The 16,065-nt window shown below is 72.6% G+C and carries 11 protein-coding genes and 1 other RNA gene; 6 read left to right on the top strand and 6 right to left on the bottom strand.

Annotated features, from left to right (window positions below; genetic code table 11):
• Positions 1–169: 169 nt before the first annotated feature.
• The 5 genes from Plo01_RS14900 (at position 170) to Plo01_RS14880 (ending at position 9,520) form a co-directional block, all read left to right on the top strand.
• Positions 170–1,696 carry a hypothetical protein gene (locus Plo01_RS14900; RefSeq protein WP_203891160.1) on the top strand — a complete coding sequence of 509 codons (1,527 nt, stop codon included), beginning with the start codon at positions 170–172 and terminating at the stop codon, positions 1,694–1,696.
• A gap of 115 nt (positions 1,697–1,811) precedes the next feature.
• Positions 1,812–4,184 (top strand): SulP family inorganic anion transporter, encoded by a 2,373-nt coding sequence (locus tag Plo01_RS14895; protein ID WP_203891159.1) that lies wholly within the window; start codon positions 1,812–1,814, stop codon positions 4,182–4,184.
• A gap of 176 nt (positions 4,185–4,360) precedes the next feature.
• Positions 4,361–5,392 carry an NAD-dependent epimerase/dehydratase family protein gene (locus Plo01_RS14890; RefSeq protein ID WP_203891158.1) on the top strand — a complete coding sequence of 344 codons (1,032 nt, stop codon included), beginning with the start codon at positions 4,361–4,363 and terminating at the stop codon, positions 5,390–5,392.
• A gap of 379 nt (positions 5,393–5,771) precedes the next feature.
• Positions 5,772–6,965, top strand: a complete 1,194-nt coding sequence (fxlM, locus tag Plo01_RS14885; protein WP_203891157.1) for a methyltransferase, FxLD system — start codon at positions 5,772–5,774, stop codon at positions 6,963–6,965.
• A 152-nt stretch (positions 6,966–7,117) separates the two neighbouring features.
• Entirely contained in the window at positions 7,118–9,520 is a 2,403-nt protein-coding gene (locus Plo01_RS14880) for a putative bifunctional diguanylate cyclase/phosphodiesterase (RefSeq protein WP_203891156.1), read from the top strand.
• Positions 9,521–9,587: 67 nt separating this feature from the next.
• Here the strand turns inward: Plo01_RS14880 and Plo01_RS14875 are convergent, their stop codons facing one another.
• The gene (locus Plo01_RS14875) at positions 9,588–9,863 is read right to left on the bottom strand and encodes a putative quinol monooxygenase (RefSeq protein ID WP_239316391.1); all 276 of its coding nucleotides are present in this window, start codon (positions 9,861–9,863) and stop codon (positions 9,588–9,590) included.
• A gap of 129 nt (positions 9,864–9,992) precedes the next feature.
• Complete coding sequence (locus Plo01_RS14870) at positions 9,993–11,045, bottom strand: lytic transglycosylase domain-containing protein (protein ID WP_203891154.1); 1,053 nt, start codon at positions 11,043–11,045, stop codon at positions 9,993–9,995.
• A gap of 295 nt (positions 11,046–11,340) precedes the next feature.
• Between Plo01_RS14870 and Plo01_RS14865 the strand changes: the two genes are divergently transcribed.
• Positions 11,341–12,240 (top strand): NAD(P)-dependent oxidoreductase, encoded by a 900-nt coding sequence (locus Plo01_RS14865; RefSeq protein ID WP_203891153.1) that lies wholly within the window; start codon positions 11,341–11,343, stop codon positions 12,238–12,240.
• Between the two features lie 116 nt (positions 12,241–12,356).
• Here the strand turns inward: Plo01_RS14865 and Plo01_RS14860 are convergent, their stop codons facing one another.
• The 4 genes from Plo01_RS14860 to rnpB all read right to left on the bottom strand — a co-directional run bounded on the left by Plo01_RS14860 (position 12,357) and on the right by rnpB (position 15,958).
• Entirely contained in the window at positions 12,357–13,229 is an 873-nt protein-coding gene (locus Plo01_RS14860; protein ID WP_239316347.1) for an AraC family transcriptional regulator, read from the bottom strand.
• A 142-nt stretch (positions 13,230–13,371) separates the two neighbouring features.
• Positions 13,372–14,073, bottom strand: a complete 702-nt coding sequence (locus tag Plo01_RS14855; protein WP_203891152.1) for an alpha/beta fold hydrolase — start codon at positions 14,071–14,073, stop codon at positions 13,372–13,374.
• Between the two features lie 65 nt (positions 14,074–14,138).
• Positions 14,139–14,879, bottom strand: a complete 741-nt coding sequence (locus Plo01_RS14850) for a helix-turn-helix domain-containing protein (RefSeq protein WP_203891151.1) — start codon at positions 14,877–14,879, stop codon at positions 14,139–14,141.
• A gap of 685 nt (positions 14,880–15,564) precedes the next feature.
• An RNA gene (rnpB, locus tag Plo01_RS14845) (RNase P RNA component class A) lies at positions 15,565–15,958 on the bottom strand.
• Between the last annotated feature and the right edge of the window lie 107 nt (positions 15,959–16,065).

The raw sequence follows: 16,065 nt of genomic DNA, 5'->3' as shown, positions 1-16,065 counted from the left end.
GAGGTAGTAATGGTTACCAATTCTTCACGTTCAGTGTGACAACGCCCATAGTGGTCCGACACAATCAGATCCAATGTCCGAGCGCAGGTGATCACAGGGGGCAGGTCGCGTCGATGGCCGCGCGACCTCACCGGCGCCGCTGGGAGGCCATGGCCTTGAAGGTGGTGCAATGATCCCGGTCATAGTGAGCCTGGTGGCCGTCGTGCTCCTCGTGATCGTCGTCGTGACGATGGGGATGCGCTCGATGAGCCGCAGGGAGAGCGCGCTTCCTCCGGAGCGGTTGCGTGAGATGGCCGAGAAGGAGGCGTCGACCCCGACCCGGTCCACCGACGAGTTCGCCGCCAGGGAACCCAAACTGGACCATTACACTCCCGATCTCTCGCCGTTCGACGAGCCCAAACCCCGTCCGCCCCGCAAGCGGAACGAGTTCGGCGAGCCGGACGACTACGACGACGACTACTGGACGCGCCTCCAGGCCGACGAGGGCGGCTTCGGAGGGCCCTTGGCGACGAGGACGGGCGCCGACCGCCCCCTCGACCAGGACGGCCCGTCCCAGGTGGACGCCGACGCGGTGACCGTGCAGGCCCCCCTGCCGAGCCGGCCGCAGCCGCCCCGGGCCCGGCCGTCCGTTCCCGCGCCCGCTCAGCCGCCCGTGCCCGCGCCGGTCGCGAGCTCCACGGGCTCCGCGAGCTCGCTGCCCTCGGGCCTGGCCGACCTGGTGGGCCCGGTCCAGCCGAACCCCGCCCCCACGGCCGCCGCGCTGGCCGAGCAGAAGACGGTCACCTTCGCCGCGCCCACCCCCGGCGCCTTCGGTGAGAGCCGTACGCCGCGGTCCCGCCGGGGCGGCCGCGCCTCCGGCTCGAGCTCCGCGGGCTCCGGAGGTTCCGGCGGCCCGTCGCGCCCCGACCCGCTGAAGGATCCCCTGAGCGACCCGCTGAGCGGCTCCTACCCGCGTGACACCGCCACCTCCAGCGGCTCGATGCCCGCGCTCGACCCGCTCAGCGCTCCGGTGCCCCCGCGCGCCGCGCGGAGCCCGCAGAGCTCGCGGAGTTCGGCCGCCGGCGGTCCCGCGCTGCCTCCGATGGGCCCCACGACCAGCGGCGGCTTCCCCGCCGCGACCTCCTCCACACCGGCCGCGGACCCGCTCTCGGCGCCGTACGGCTCGCCCGAGCCGCCCACGCCCGTCTCCGACAACCCCTGGGCGCGGGCCACCGCCCCGGACTCCGGGGGCTGGGCGGCCATGAACACCGCCGACATCCTGGACGACCCCGGGCCGTCCTACAGCTCGTACCAGACGCCGGTCTACGGCGCCCCTCCCTCCGGCTCCTACGAGGTGAGCTCCGGCTGGGCGACCATCGAGGACGACGTGCTCACCGGCCCGAGCCCGACGGTGTCGACCTCGACCAGCCCGTCCCGCGCCGTCTCCCCCTACGACCGTCCGGCCGACGGCGCCGGGTCCGTGAACGGCGGCTACGGCTACGAGGGCGGTTCGTACGTCTCGCCCGCGACTCCGTCGGCCCCCGCCGCCTGGCCCGAGCCCGCCCCCGCCCCCGCCGGCGGGAACGCGAGCTGGCCGAGCTACGGCGACCTGTACGGCACCGGCCACGCGGCCGCCCCCGACGGGCACGACCGCCCGGGCTCCCGGGGCGGTCACCACCGGAACCCCGAGCCGGACTATCCCGACTATTACCGCTAGGGATCCCCGCAGGAGGCAAAAAGCCCCCGCAACAGCGCCTGACTTCTCCGGTCCTCCGTAAAGGCCGCCGGTGGCTCCTTAGCAAACAAGGGGTCACCGGCATAAGGTCTGCTTCATGGGGACGGACACGAAGAGTGATATCAAGGCGACACGGAGTGACATCTCCTCCGTGCTCCGCCATGACCTGCCCGCCTCCCTCGTGGTGTTCCTGGTGGCGGTGCCCCTCTCCCTGGGGATCGCCGTCGCCTCGGGGGCGCCCCTGGCGGCCGGGCTCGTCGCCGCCGTGGTGGGCGGCGTCGTCGCGGGGTTCCTGGGCGGCTCGGTCGTCCAGGTCAGCGGCCCCGCGGCGGGGCTCGCACTGGTGGTCGCCGACCTCGTCATGAGATACGGCTGGCGGGCCACCTGCATGATCACCCTGTTCGCCGGCGCCCTCCAGCTGGTGCTGGGAGTGTTCCGGATCGCCCGCGCCGCGCTCGCGGTCTCCCCCGCCGTGGTGCACGGCATGCTGGCCGGCGTGGGCGTGGTGATCGCCCTGTCCCAGCTGCACGTCATCCTCGGCGGCAGCCCGCAGAGCTCGGCCGTCGCGAACCTGGCCGAGCTGCCCCGGCAGATCACCGAGAACCACAACCACGCGGTCCTCGCGGGACTGCTGACCATCCTGGTCCTGGTCGTCTGGACCCGGCTGCCCCGGCGGCTGCGGGCCGTCCCCGCGCCGCTGGCGGCCCTGTCCGCCACCGCGGCGGCCTCGATCGTCCTCGGCTGGGACGTCACGCGGGTCGACCTGTCGGCGAGCCTGGAGGGCTGGGCCGCCCCGGCCTGGCCGCAGGGCGACTGGCACGGGATCGCCGCGGCGGTGGTGCTGGTCGCCCTGCTCGCCGGAGTGGAGTCCCTGCTCTGCGCGGTGGCCGTCGACCGGCTGCACGGCGGCAGACGGGCCGATCTCGACCGGGAGCTCACCGCCCAGGGCGCGGCCAACATGGTGACCGGCGCGCTGGGCGGGCTGCCGGTGGCCGGGGTCATCATGCGCAGCACCACCAACGTCCGGGCGGGGGCGCGCAGCCGCTGGTCGGCGATCCTGCACGGTTTCTGGGTCCTGCTGTTCTGCCTCGGCCTGGGCTGGACGATCACCTTCGTCCCGATGGAGGCGCTGGCCGCCCTGCTGGTCTTCATCGGCGTCCAGATGGTCGACGTCGGCCACATCCGGAACCTGCGCGGTCACGGCGAGGTGCCGGTCTACGCCGTGACGATGGCGGGCGTGGTGTTCCTCGGCCTCGCCGAGGGCGTGCTGTTCGGCCTCGGCCTGGCCGCGCTGCTCGCGCTGCGCCGCCTCACCTCGGTGACCGTGGACAGCCGGGAGGACCCCCAGGGCCACTGGCACGTGATGATCGGCGGCTCGCTCACCTTCCTCGGGGTGCCGAGGATCACCGCGGAGCTCCGCACCATCCCGGCCGGGGCCGAGGTGGACCTGGACCTGAACATCGACTTCATGGACCACGCGGCCTTCGAGGCCATCCACGCCTGGCGGCAGGACCACGAACGCGGCGGCGGGTCCGTGAACATCGACGAGATCCACGACGAGTGGTACGCCATGGCCGCCAGCGGCGCCCGGGTGTTCCCCGCCAAGACGCCGCCCCGGGCCCCGGACCGCTGGTGGCTGCCGTGGTCCCACCGGCGGCGCCGGGGACGGGCCGCCGCAGACGTCCGCGTCCCGGCGCGGGACGTTCCCGGCGGCTCCGCCGTGCCCGGCCCGGGCGGCGGCTCCCCCGCGGGCTCCGCCGGGCCCGTGCCCGAGCCGGACGGCGGGGTCCTTCCCGGGGCCCCGTACGGGGAGACCCTCGTGTGCGGGCCGCTCGCCCGCGGCGGGGCCGTCCCCGAGCTCCTCGCCGGAGCCGGCGAGTTCCACCTCCGCACGGCGCCGCTGATCCGCCCGGTGCTGCACGGCATGGCCCGGGCGCAGAAGCCCTCGCACCTCTTCATCACCTGCGCGGACTCCCGGATCGTGCCGAACCTCATCACCTCCAGCGGCCCCGGGGACCTGTTCACCGTCCGCAACATCGGCAACCTCGTCCCGCGCCGGGGGGCGTCCGCCCCGGACGACTCGGTCGCCGCCGCGATCGAGTACGCCACCGACGAGCTCGGCGTGCGGACCATCACGGTCTGCGGGCACTCCGGCTGCGGCGCCATGGTCGCGCTGCTCAGCGGCGGGGAGACGACGGGAGATCTGCCCGCGCTCAACCGCTGGCTCCGCCACGGCCACCACAGCCTGGCCCGCTTCATCGCCACCGAGAGCGACGGCTCCGACGGCGGCCCGCTCGACCGGCTCTGCCGGATCAACGTGATCCAGCAGCTGGAGAACCTCCGGACCCACCCCCGGGTGGACCGGCTGGTGCGCGCCGGGCGCCTGGAACTGGTCGGCCTCTACTTCGACATCGGAGCCGCCCGCGTCCACGTCCTCGACCAGCCCGCCGCCCAGGTCGCCCCGCTCTGACCGCCCCGTCCGTCGTCCCTGTCCCGCCCACCCCGTCCGGAGCTTCCGCCCCGGGCGTCCCTCCTGACAGTCCTGTCCCGGCCGCCAGCCCCTGCGGCTCCGCTCTGGGCGTACGGCTTGCGCCGGAGGTGAAACCACATGGCCCGCGCCCCGCCGGAGGCCAAGAATGAGGCGCCATGAGAACCCTTGTTATCGGCGGCTCGGTCTTCCTCGGCCGGGCGATCGTCGAGGAGGCGCTGCGGCGCGGGCACGAGGTCACGACGTTCAACCGGGGCGTGAGCGGGCAGGACCTGCCCGGGGTCGAGGCCGTCAGAGGGAACCGCGAGTCCCCCGAGGATCTGGCCCGGCTCGCCGAGGGCCGCGAGTGGGACGCCGTCGTCGACGTCTGCGGATTCGTCCCCCGGGTGGTCGGCGACTCGGTGCGCGCCCTCAACGGCAGGGCCGCCACCTACGCGTTCATCTCCAGCATCTCGGCCTGTTCCGGCTGGCCGGGCTCGAGCCCGACGGACGAGAGCACCCCTCGCTTCGACTGCGCCCCGGACGCCGGGCCCGAGGACGGCGACTACGGAGTGCTCAAGGCGGGCTGCGAGCGCGCGGTGGAGCAGGGTTTCGACGGCAACGCCCTGATCATCGAACCGGGCCTCATCCTGGGCCCGCACGAGAACGTCGGCCGCCTGCCCTGGTGGCTGACCCGGATCGCCCGGGGCGGGAAGGTCCTCGCGCCCGGCGATCCCGAGATCGCGATGCAGCTGATCGACGCCCGCGACATCGCCGCCTTCACCCTGTCCCAGGCCGAGGCGGGGACGGCCGACCGGTTCTTCGTCAGCGGGGTCGAGGGCAACGCCACCTACCGCGGCCTCCTCCAGGAGTGCCGGGCCGTGACGGGTTCGGACGCCGAGTTCGTCTGGGTGGACGACCGATTCCTGCTCGACCGTGAGGTCCAGCCCTGGACCGAGCTGCCCGTCTGGGCCCCGCGCAGCCCGGAGTTCGCCGGGGTGTGGCTGCCGTCCTCCGCCAAGGCCCGGGCCGCCGGGCTCACCTGCCGCCCGGTGGCGGAGACCGTCCGCGACACCTGGGCCTGGCTCCGCGACATCCCGGTGGAGCGGCGTTCCTTCGGAACCGCGCGGATGAGTCACGGGATCGACCCGGACAAGGAGGCCGAGATCCTGGCCGCGTGGGAGGGGGAGGCTTCCCCGGCACCGGCGTGAGCATGGCTCCGTGAACGTGGATTTCTGCACAGACGCCCGCGCCCGTCCGGCTTAGGTTACGGGTGTCCGGCCTCGTCCCCCGAATGCCGGACGGCGGTCCATGCTCCCAGGGTCGCAGGTGGGGGGCGGCCCGATCCGCCCCCCACTTCCCGGTGTCCCGGCCGCCCTGATCACCCGCCGCCCTGATCACCCGCCGCCCTGATCACCCGGCCGGCTCCCGCCCCGCCCCGACGGTATTCCGATCTCCGCGAGTTCCGTGAGTGCGAGCTCCGCGAGCTCCGCGAGCTTCGCGAGCCGTGAGATCTACGGGTTCCGCGATCCGGGGTCCCGGAGGAGACTGAAGGGCGATGCCCGTCTTCTGCCGGACGGAAGGCCGAGGATGACCGACCTGGGCGCGCTGCGCGAGAGCATGGTCGAGCGCGTGCGTGCGCGCGGGATCAGCGACACCGTGGCCGACGCGCTGCGGGCGGTGCCCCGGCACCTCTTCCTGCCGGAGACCGCGCCCGCCGACGCCTACCGCGACGAGGCGATCGTGACCAAGCGCGACGCGGACGGCCTGCCCATCAGTTCCTCGTCCCAGCCGACGATCATGGCGCTGATGCTGGACCAGCTCGGCCTCGAACCCGGCCAGCGGGTGCTGGAGATCGGGACCGGGACCGGCTACAACGCGGCGCTGCTGGCCTGCCTGACCGGGCCCGGCGGCGGGGTCGTCAGCGTCGACATCGACCCCGACATCGTCGACCGCGCGCGCCGACGGCTGGACGCGGCCGGCTTCCCCCAGGTGGACGTGGTGTGCGCCGACGGGGCGGAGGGCTTCCCCGGGCGGGCGCCGTACGACCGGGTGATCGCCACCGTCGGGGTGTGGGACCTCGCCCCGGCCTGGCTGGAGCAGCTCGGACCGGCCGGCCGCCTCGTCGTCCCGCTGGACCTGAGGGGGGTGCAGCGTTCGGTGGCGATGGAGCGGGCCGGCGGGCACTGGGTCAGCCGTTCGGTGGTGCCCTGCGGGTTCATGCGGATGCGCGGCCCCTTCGCCGGCCCCGAGCTGATCAGCGTCCTGGACCACGCCTCGGATCTGACGATCTCCCTCCCCGAGGAACGGGAGATCGGTGACGTCCTGGCAGCGCTCGACGGCGCCTCCGCGGCCTTCCGCACCGAGACGAGCGCCGACCGGGGAGAGCTCCTCGACGGGTTCGGTCTCTGGCTCGCGGTCCGCGAGCCGCGCTGGTGCGCGCTGTTCGAGACCCGCCCGGGACGGCTGCCGTCCACGCCCACGGACCTGCCCGGGTTCACGGTGGCCACCGGGATCGTCGAGCGGGGCAGCCTCTGCGTCCTGGAGCACGGACGGCCCGGCGGCGCGCTCGCCGTACACGCCTACGGCCCCGAAGGCCCGGAGCTCGCCGCCGACCTCATCACCCACCTGCGCGACTGGGACATCGCGGGCCGGCCCGGCTCCGGGGACCTGCGCATCGAGGCCCACCCCGCCGGACGGGGCCCCCTCTCCCCCGGCGCACCGGTTCTCGACAAGCGTCACACCCGGCTCGTCCTGCGCTGGCCGGGGCTCTCCCCGCGATGATCGTTCGCTGAACCGTCCGGAACCGGCTGCGACCGTCTGAAAACCGTCACAACCCTAAAGCCGTCACACACCTAAAGACACGCCGTTCGGAGCCGATGCTGAGGACGCCAGAAGTGTCCGAGTCGAGCAGATGGCGGATCGAGAAAGAGAATATGAGGAAGACCTCCCCTGAAGCAGTCCGCGCCGCCGGATCCCGCCTTGCGCGGGAGCCGTACGGCTGGCTGGTGTACCTTCTCGTCGGTGGTCTGTTCACCCTCGTGACCCCGCTGCTCACCCCCGTCTTCCCCGGCCCCGGCGTCGCGGTCCTGGCGCTCCTGCAGCTGGTGTCGGTGCTCGCCGTCATCGTCGGCGTCCGCCGCCACGGCCTGTCCGGCCAGTGGCACTGGCGGCTGATCGCCGCGGCGGCCGTGGTCTCCTACGTGGAGGGCGTGCTGTTCGAGGGCGTGGGCTGGTTCTGGTTGGAGATCCCGGCCTTCCTCGTGCTGTCCCAGCTCGGCACCCCGATCGCGTACGGCCTGGCGCTGGCCGGGCTGGTGCTGCTGGGCCTGCGGACCGGCGGCGCGCGCTGGGCGGGCCTGCTGGACGGCGGGATCATCACCGTCGGCGTCGGCATGCCCCTGTGGACCTTCCTCATCGACCCCGCGCTGGACCGGGCCGAGACGATGACCGCGGGGATCGTCCTGGCGGTGACCGTCCTCTGCATCGACCTCCTCATGCTCGGCGTGCTCGTGCGGATGGTCTTCGACGGCGGGCGGGCGCCCTGGCTGGCGCTCATGACCACGTCCTTCGCCGTCCTGATCGTGGGCGACGGCGCCCACCTGCTCGACCAGGTGGCCGGGCGGGACGCCGGCGCGCCGGCCATGACCGCCTGGCTGGGCTGGGCCCTGCTGACCGGGTGCGCCGCGCTCCACCCCAGCCTGGCGAACACCGCCCAGATCCGTCCCCCCGCCATCACCAGCCGGGCGCGGGTCACCACGTTCCTCGCCGTCACGCTGCTCAGCCCGCTGATCTCCAGCCTGGTCCCCCTGCTCTCCGGCACCGATGAGCTGTCCCTCCGGGACTACGTGGCGATCGTCCTGATGACCGTGCTGCTGGCCGTCCTGCTCGTGCTCCGGCTCACCATCGTCGCCCGCGTGGCCGAGACCCGCGCCGTCGCCCTGGACAGCCAGGCCGAGCAGCTCATCGCCCAGACCGCCAAGCTGACCGTCGCCCTGCACAAGCAGGAGCAGCTCCAGCGCCAGCTGACGCACCGCGCCTCCCGCGACCCGCTGACCGGGCTGGCCAACCGCACCGTGTTCGGTGAGGCCCTGCAGGAGTCCCTGACCGATCCGGAGACCCCGCCCGCCCTGCTCCTCCTCGACCTCGACGGGTTCAAGGACGTCAACGACACCTTCGGCCACTCCGTCGGCGACGAGCTCCTCTCCCAGGTCGGGCGCCGCCTGCGCGGCATCGTCACCTCGGGGCACACCCTGGCCCGGCTCGGCGGCGACGAGTTCGCCATCGTGATGCCCGGCACCGCCCTCGTCACCGCGACCGCCGTCGCGCAGCAGATCCTGCACGCCCTGCAGACCCCGTACCGGGTCGGCGGGCGCGAGCTCCACCTCACCACCAGCATCGGCGTGCTGGCCGACATCCCGGTCAGCAACGCGTCCGAGGCGCTCCGCGACGCGGACATGGCGCTGTACGCCGCCAAGAACGCGGGCAAGAACCAGCTGGCCACCTTCGACCCGGAGATGCGCGCCGCCCGCCTGGAGCACAGCCGGCTGACCACCGGGCTCCGCCACGCCATCGCCCAGCAGGAGCTCACCCTCAACTACCAGCCCGTCGTCGATCTGAACAGCGGCGCCATCACCGCCGTGGAGGCTCTGCTGCGCTGGAATCCCACCGGGGGCAAGCCGGTCCGGCCGGACGTGTTCATCCCGATCGCCGAGGAGACCGGGCTCATCATCCCGATCGGGCTGTGGGTGCTGGAGCAGGCCTGCGCCGACGCGCGCCGCTGGCACGAGCAGTACGGCATCTCCGTGACCGTCAACGTCTCCGGCCGCCAGCTGCGCGACGAGAACTTCAGTGACGCCGTGCTGACGATCCTGCGCCGCCACGACCTGCCCGAGCAGGCGCTGGTACTGGAGATCACGGAGAGCATGATGCTGGCCACCACCACGGCCGAGACCCAGCGTCTCATCTCCGTCCTGCAGGCACTGCGCGATCACGGGGTGCGCATCGCCCTGGACGACTTCGGCACCGGATACTCGTCCCTGGCCTACCTGCGCACCCTCCCGGTCGACATCCTCAAGATCGACCGTTCGTTCACCACCGCGCTCACCGAGGCCGACCGCCGCCAGCAGACCCGCGCCTTCACCAAGGCGATCGTGGAGCTCTCGGCCAGCCTGGACCTGCGCACCGTCGTCGAGGGCGTGGAGACGGACGACCAGGCCGGCATGCTCCAGCAGATGGGCTGCCCGCTGGCGCAGGGCTACCTGTTCTCCCCGCCCGCCCCCGCCGCCCGGATCGACGACCTCCTCCAGTCCGCCCCGTGGCGGAAAGCGGCGGCGTAGGGAGCGGACGGGCGGGAGGGGCCGCTCAGGGAACCCGACAGGTTCCCCGAGCGGCCCCGATGCGTTCTCAGGGCGCCTCGACGGAGGAGATCCGGTATTTCTCCACCTGCGCCACGCGGATCTCGGCCAGCCGGTCGGGCCCCGTCCCCGTGCACCGGAACCGCTGAAGGTGGACGTCGGACTCCCACCGCTCGTACACGTTGATCCGGCCCGGTTCGATCGGGTCGGCCGTGAGCGCGAAGTCGAGGCAGCCGTCGGCGGCCCGTGCCCGCCGGATGACGGCCACGCACCCGTCCAGGTATCCCTTCCGGATCTCCGGATCCACATACAGCTTCCCGGACACGATGATCAAAGCGACTCCCGCGGGCACCTGACGGACGGTGCCGGAACTCTACGCCCCGGCGGGTCCGGCCAAAAAGGCGGTGCCGGGCCACGGGATCGGGAACCGGTCAGACGACGCCGGGCCACGGGATCATGGACCGGTCAGGCGGCGCTCTCCGCGAGTGGTGATCACGAACACCTGCCAGTTGTAGTAGGCGTAGTAGTTCCTGACGTCCCGCTTGATCTGGCGCGCGTGCAGCAGCACCGCGTCGACGTACGCCCAGGAGTGGTTGTAGGCGTACAGCGCGCGCCGGTAGTCGCGCGGCGCCCCCGACGCGTGCAGGTAGTTGGCCGCGGCGAGTATGGCGTCCCGGGTGTCGTGGACGTCACCGCCCATCCCGTACGCCTCCCAGGTCCGCGGCATGAACTGCATCGGCCCCTTGGCTCCGGTGTGGCTCGGCGACCTGACGCGGCCGAACTTGGTCTCGACGAACATCACCGCTGCCAGCACCTCCCAGTCGACGCCGAACCGGCGCTCGGCGCGCCGGAAGTGGCCGATCAGGACGTCGGCGGGCTCGGGCTTCTCGACGCGGAACTTCGCGGGATCGCTGACCGGGTGGGCGAGGGAGAGCAGCTTCCGGATGGCCGTCACATCGGCCTTCGCGGGTCCGGCCAGGGCCTTCGGCAACGCGGCGTAGGTGCGGGAGGCGACCTCGGAGTTGCGCGCCAGATGGCGGTAGAGGCGCTGCTGGTACAGGGCCGGCAGCACCACCGAGTCGGGGACCCGCCCCGTGGCGGTGCCTCCGGCGCGCCTCCAGTCGTCGATGGCGCGCCGCAGCTGCGCGGCGGTGCCGGTCAGAGCACGGGCCAGCTCCGCCGGGGCCTTGGGGATCGCCTTGCCGGGGGCGGGCAGGGCGGGCGCCCGCACCGTCGGCGTCCCCGCCGCCGGCGTGGCCGACGGCTCCGCGGCCGCCTGTGTCACGCTCCGGCCGGGAGCCGCCGGTGAGGAGGCGCCCTGCGCGACGGTGCAACCCGAGAGCGCCACGACCAGGCCGACGAGCGCGGCGGCCATCGGCCCGCCACGCGACCGGCCGCGCGCGCCCTGCGCCCTGTCCTCCACGGCGTCCGCCTGCGCGATCATCGCCCACCCCCTCGACCGGCGGCCGTGTCCCAGCCGTACGGCCCCCGCGTGCCGATCCTTCACCGGCCCAACGTACCCGAGCCCACGCCCGCCCGCCGGTCCGCAGCACGAGGCGGCCGGTCGCGATCACCGGCTCGTACCGGGACCGCTCGTCTCCGCTGTACGGACGACCGGCCGTCCCGCGCCGCCTCGGGAGTCGATCCCGGCGATCGGCGCCGGTCCCGCCAGGACATCACGGCGGGACCGCCGGCCCCGTGCCTCGCCGGGCGCCCGCACAATCGTTCAAGACCGGCGCCGCCACCCGCCGCTACAACTGTCGTGCCGCCGTCCCACCGAGGGGCGCGGCGGAGGTGGACGGATGGACCTGGGTTTCCTCGGCCTCGGGCTCATGGGCCGGCCCATGGCGCTCAACCTGGCCCGCGCGGGCACGCCCCTCGTCGTCTGGAACCGCTCCCCGGGCCGGTGCGACGCCCTGCGTGCGGCCGGTGCGAAAGTGGCGGCGAGCCCCGCCGAGGTGTTCGAGCGGGCGCGCGTGGTGATGCTGATGCTGGCGGACGAGGCCGCGACCGACGCCGTGCTGGAACGCGGGACGCCCGGGTTCGCGGAGAAGGTCGCCGGGCACGTCGTCGTCCACATGGGGACGACCGCGCCCGGGTACTCGGCCGCGCTGGGAACCGACGTCCACGGCGCCGGAGGCGCCTATGTCGAGGCTCCGGTCTCGGGGTCACGCGGACCCGCCGAGGCCGGGCAGCTGGTGGCGATGCTCGCCGGGGAGCCGGAGGCCGTGGAGGAGGTCCGGCCGCTGCTCCGGCCGATGTGCCACGAGACGGTCGTGTGCGGCGCCGTCCCCTCGGCGTCGCTCATGAAGCTCGCGGTCAACCTGTTCCTGATCACGATGGTGAGCGGTCTCGCCGAAGCCGTGCACTTCGCGAACCGGCACGACCTCGACCCGGAGGTGTTCCTGCACGTGCTCGGCTCCGGGCCGATGGCCAGCGCCGTCTCCCGCACGAAGGCCGCCAAGCTGGCCGGGCGCGATTTCAGCCCGCAGGCGGCGATCGCCGACGTGCTGAAGAACAACCAGCTGATCGCCGAGGCCGCCCGCCGCTCGGGGACGGCCTCGCCGCTGCTGGACGTCTGCCTCGCCCTGTTCGGTGAGACGCTGGCGCTGGGGCATGCCGAATCGGACATGGCGGCCGTCATCCACGCCATCGAGGCCAGGACGTCCCCGCCGCCGCGGAAGGGTTCCGGTGGCGGGTGACCGTGTGGCCGCCGCCGTACAGCCGGCCGACCGGACAGCCGGCTGATCACACGACGCGGCTGCCCGTACGGCGCGGCCACCCCGACAGCGGTGACCGCCCCGGACGGCGGTGACCGTCACCGCCCGGCGAGCGCCGCGGTCCACGCCGCCGGAGTGAGCCCGTACGTCCGCTTGAACATCCTGGTCATGTGGCTCTGGTCGGCGAAGCCCGCCGCCAGCGCGGCCTCGATCGGCGGCGTGCCATCGCTCAGCAGCCGGCGCACCCGGTCGAGCTGCCGCATCGTGCGGAAACGGGTCGGGCTGGTGCCGAACGCGGCGCGGAACTGGCGGGCGAGCGTCCAGCGGTCCAGTCCCGCGACCTTCTCGAGCTCCTCGACGGAATGGCGGGTCACCGGGTCGTCCACGATCAGCCCGCGCACGCGCGACAGCGCTTCCAGCGCCAGCGTGGAGCCCCTCCCCGGCCGGGCCGCGGAGTGCCGTTCCAACATGTCCGCCACCAGCAGAGCCACGTCGATCCGCGCGAAGTCGTCGAGCGGATCGTCGATGTCCCGCAGGCACGCCGACAGCGGCGAGCGCGCATCGCGCCGCCTCACCACCGGGTCGGCGACGAACGGCAGCGGCCGCCCGCCCAGCGCCTGCTGCACGAGGAACGGATCGACGTAGAGGATCCGGTAACCGAAGCCCTCGTCCGTCCCGGGCATGCCGTCGTGCACCTCGTCGGGATGCAGGACGTGCCAGTCGCCGGGCAGGCAGTGCCGCAGCTCGCCCCGGTAGCGGAACGTCTGCACGCCCGCCAGCGTCACCCCGATCGCATAGGTGTCGTGCCGGTGCGGCGCGAACCCCTCACCGACCAGCGACGCCTCGAGACGCTCGATCCCCGCCGCCCCGGAGCCGAACCGCAGCCGGTGTCCACCCGCCCCGCCGGCCAGATGGCGCCGCAACCCGTCGAGACCGCCCGCCTGACCGCCGTCGCCATCCCGCCGTCCCACTCCCCCAGGCTAACCTCCCCCCTCCGGAAGACCCCGGAATCTCACGAATGCCCCGGGAGAACGTCGACTCGATGTCCGCGACCGGGATGAACGCGGTTCCGAGCCGTACGCCGGCCGTGCCCGGCACGGGAACACACCTCGTTCAGGGCTGCGAGGTCACCGCCGCTAGCAGGAACCCCAGCACGGCATCGGTGAAGGCCTCCGGCTCGGCCTGGTGAATCAGGTGACCTGCGGGGATCGTGATGTGTCGGCTGCCGCGGATGCGGCGCGCCAACTCGGCGACCCGTTCCTGCGGTATCGGACTCTCCGGTCCGCCTCCGATGACGAGCGTGGATGCCGTGATTCGGCTGAGCTGCTCCAGCCAGATGGAATCGGGGTCGTCGATTTGAGCCTTGATCGCCTGCACCATCGCCCAGTCGTAGGGCAGAGGCCCGTCCGGTCTGGTCGTGATGCTCCGCTCACGCGGCAACGGCGCCGGGACATCTTCCAGAACGAGCCGGTGCACCCGTGGGGGAGCCGCCTGAGCCAGCAGATATCCCACGATCCCGCCCATCGAGTGCCCGATCACATCCACCCGGTCGAGCGACGATCCGTCCATGAATTCCAGCACGTCATCGCGCATCAACTCCAGCGAGTACTCTCCCGGCCAGTCGCTCTGGCCGTGGCCACGCAGGTCAAGGGCGTACACCCGCCAGTGGACGGCGAAGGCCTCCGCCACACCGCCCCAATCCGCCGAGGATTCCCCCAACGCGTGCAGCAAGAGCAGCGGTGGAGCATCCTCGGGGCCGATCGCCCTGTAGGCGAGCCGGATGCCGCCGGAATCGGCGGTCTGATGATCGATCACATTCCAGACGGTACCCGCCCGCCGTCGGCGGGGTCGTCGTAGAAGTCGATGCGGCGGGCCCCGGCTCAGGGCTCCAAGGGCCTGGCGCCGTCCCAGACATCGTCGAAGCTCTCCAGGTAGGTGGTGACCATGTCCCCGCCCAGCACCTTGCGCAGATGCATGACAGGAGCATCGGTGGCGAACTTGCCGTAGATGTGGGTGTTGACGAGAAGTTGGTCGTCACCGCGGTAGATGGAGTTGTACAAGATCGTGTGATGGAGCCGGATCTCGATGCCCTCGACCGGCCGCAGCGGGCGATAAAGCAGCTGCGCCATACGGGTCTGGGCGACCATGCCGTCACTGACGCCTTCGTCGGCTCCGGGCTGGGCGACCTCCAGCGCGTCCGGGTCGCCGAGCAGGATGCGCACCCGCACCCCGGCCCTGGCCTTCTCGGCGAAGGTGCGCATGATGCCGGTGTCCTGGGCGATGAAGATGCCGCTGTAGACCAGCACGCCGATCTCCCGCTTGGCCTGGGTGAACAGACGTCCCCACGCGTCCCTGGGTACGGCCCAGCGATGCGGATAGACCGTGACGATCTCGCTCTCCGAGGCGTCCGCCACCTGCTGGGGCGTCAGCGCCTCGGGCCACAGGTAGGACTCGTCCATCTTCAGGAACGACGCCGCCGCTAGACGGTGCTTCCGGTACGGCGTGCGGTTCTTGGTGATCCACCGCTCCACGGTTTTCGGATCGACCCGAACCGCCTCGGCCAGCTCGGCCACCGATGTCCCGCGCTCCAGCAAGGCCGCGCGCAGTCGCTCGTTCGCCATTCCACCTGCCCGGCAAGGGACGTCCAGGGACGCGGCAATCGTAGACCGGACGTCCTGAACCTGTCCCGTCCTGTGGTGATCTCGTCCCTGCCGGTCGGCGCACCCTCGGTATCGCACGCCGGAGGCAACCGGCCGAAAGGAGCGCTACCAATGATCACTAGCACCACCGGCTCATTCGATGAGGTCGACGAGCCCCCGCCAGCGCGTACGGCGCGGCCCGGGGCGGGACACAGCCCCTGTGGCGTGCATGCCGGGCACGGGAGCGCCGGCTCAAGCGCCGGGAGGGCCGGCGCAAATCGTGCAGCCGACGGCGCGAGAACCGCCGCCCGGCCGGCCGTCCCCGCAACCGCAGCCAGGCGCGGGTGATCCGGTCATGAGCGTGATCCCACTGGTCATCGGCCTGGTTCTCGGTGCCGCCGCGCTCGTCGGCTACGTGCTCGTCATGATCGGTATGCGGCAGGAGGACCGGCGGATGCACCTGGCCGAAGTCCCGCCGAGCCGTACGGCACGGCTGGCGCGCCGGGTCACCGGCTGCCATGTTCGGACGGCGGCACCTCGCGGCTACCCGGCGCCTTCTCCACCTTCGCCTCGACACGCGGGCCCACCCGAATGCGCCCCCATTGCGCCCTCTGAGCGTTCTGGTCTTGCCGGGATACGGCTCCACCTCTGGTCAGAGGGATGAAGGCGGACGAGTCGGCCTGTAGGCCGGGTTTTGTCCTTCACGGGTGTGAAGGGGCGACCATCCATCTAGGGCCGACGTTGCCGGCGGCCTCAAGCGGTCTACCCGCGCGGCTCGGGCGGGCCGCCCTCAGGCGCCGCGCGCGGGACGCCCCGGAGGGCGTCCCTTCTTGACCTTGCTCCGGGTGGGGTTTACCGAGCCGCCCACGTCACCGTGGGCGCTGGTGGTCTCTTACACCACCGTTTCACCCTTACCCCTCTCGGAGAGAGGGGCGGTCTGTTTTCTGTGGCACTGTCCCGCGGGTCACCCCGGGTCGGCGTTACCGACCACCCTGCCCTGTGGAGCCCGGACCTTCCTCGGCGGGCCCCGAAGGGCCCGACGCGGCCGCCCGGCCGGCTCGTCCGCCGTGCCTCAAGCTTAACGGCTTCCGACCGGCCCTCCGTTCCGGGGCACGTGCTGTAGATCTTCCTGTTCGTCGTAGCATCAGGAGGCCGGCACGATGCGGCC

Origin of the sequence: Planobispora longispora (assembly GCF_016863135.1) — a bacterium.
Taxonomy (GTDB): Bacteria; Actinomycetota; Actinomycetes; order Streptosporangiales; family Streptosporangiaceae; genus Planobispora; species Planobispora longispora.
The sequence above is the reverse complement of the archived record's forward strand: the minus strand, read 5'-3'. Positions and strand labels throughout refer to the sequence as shown.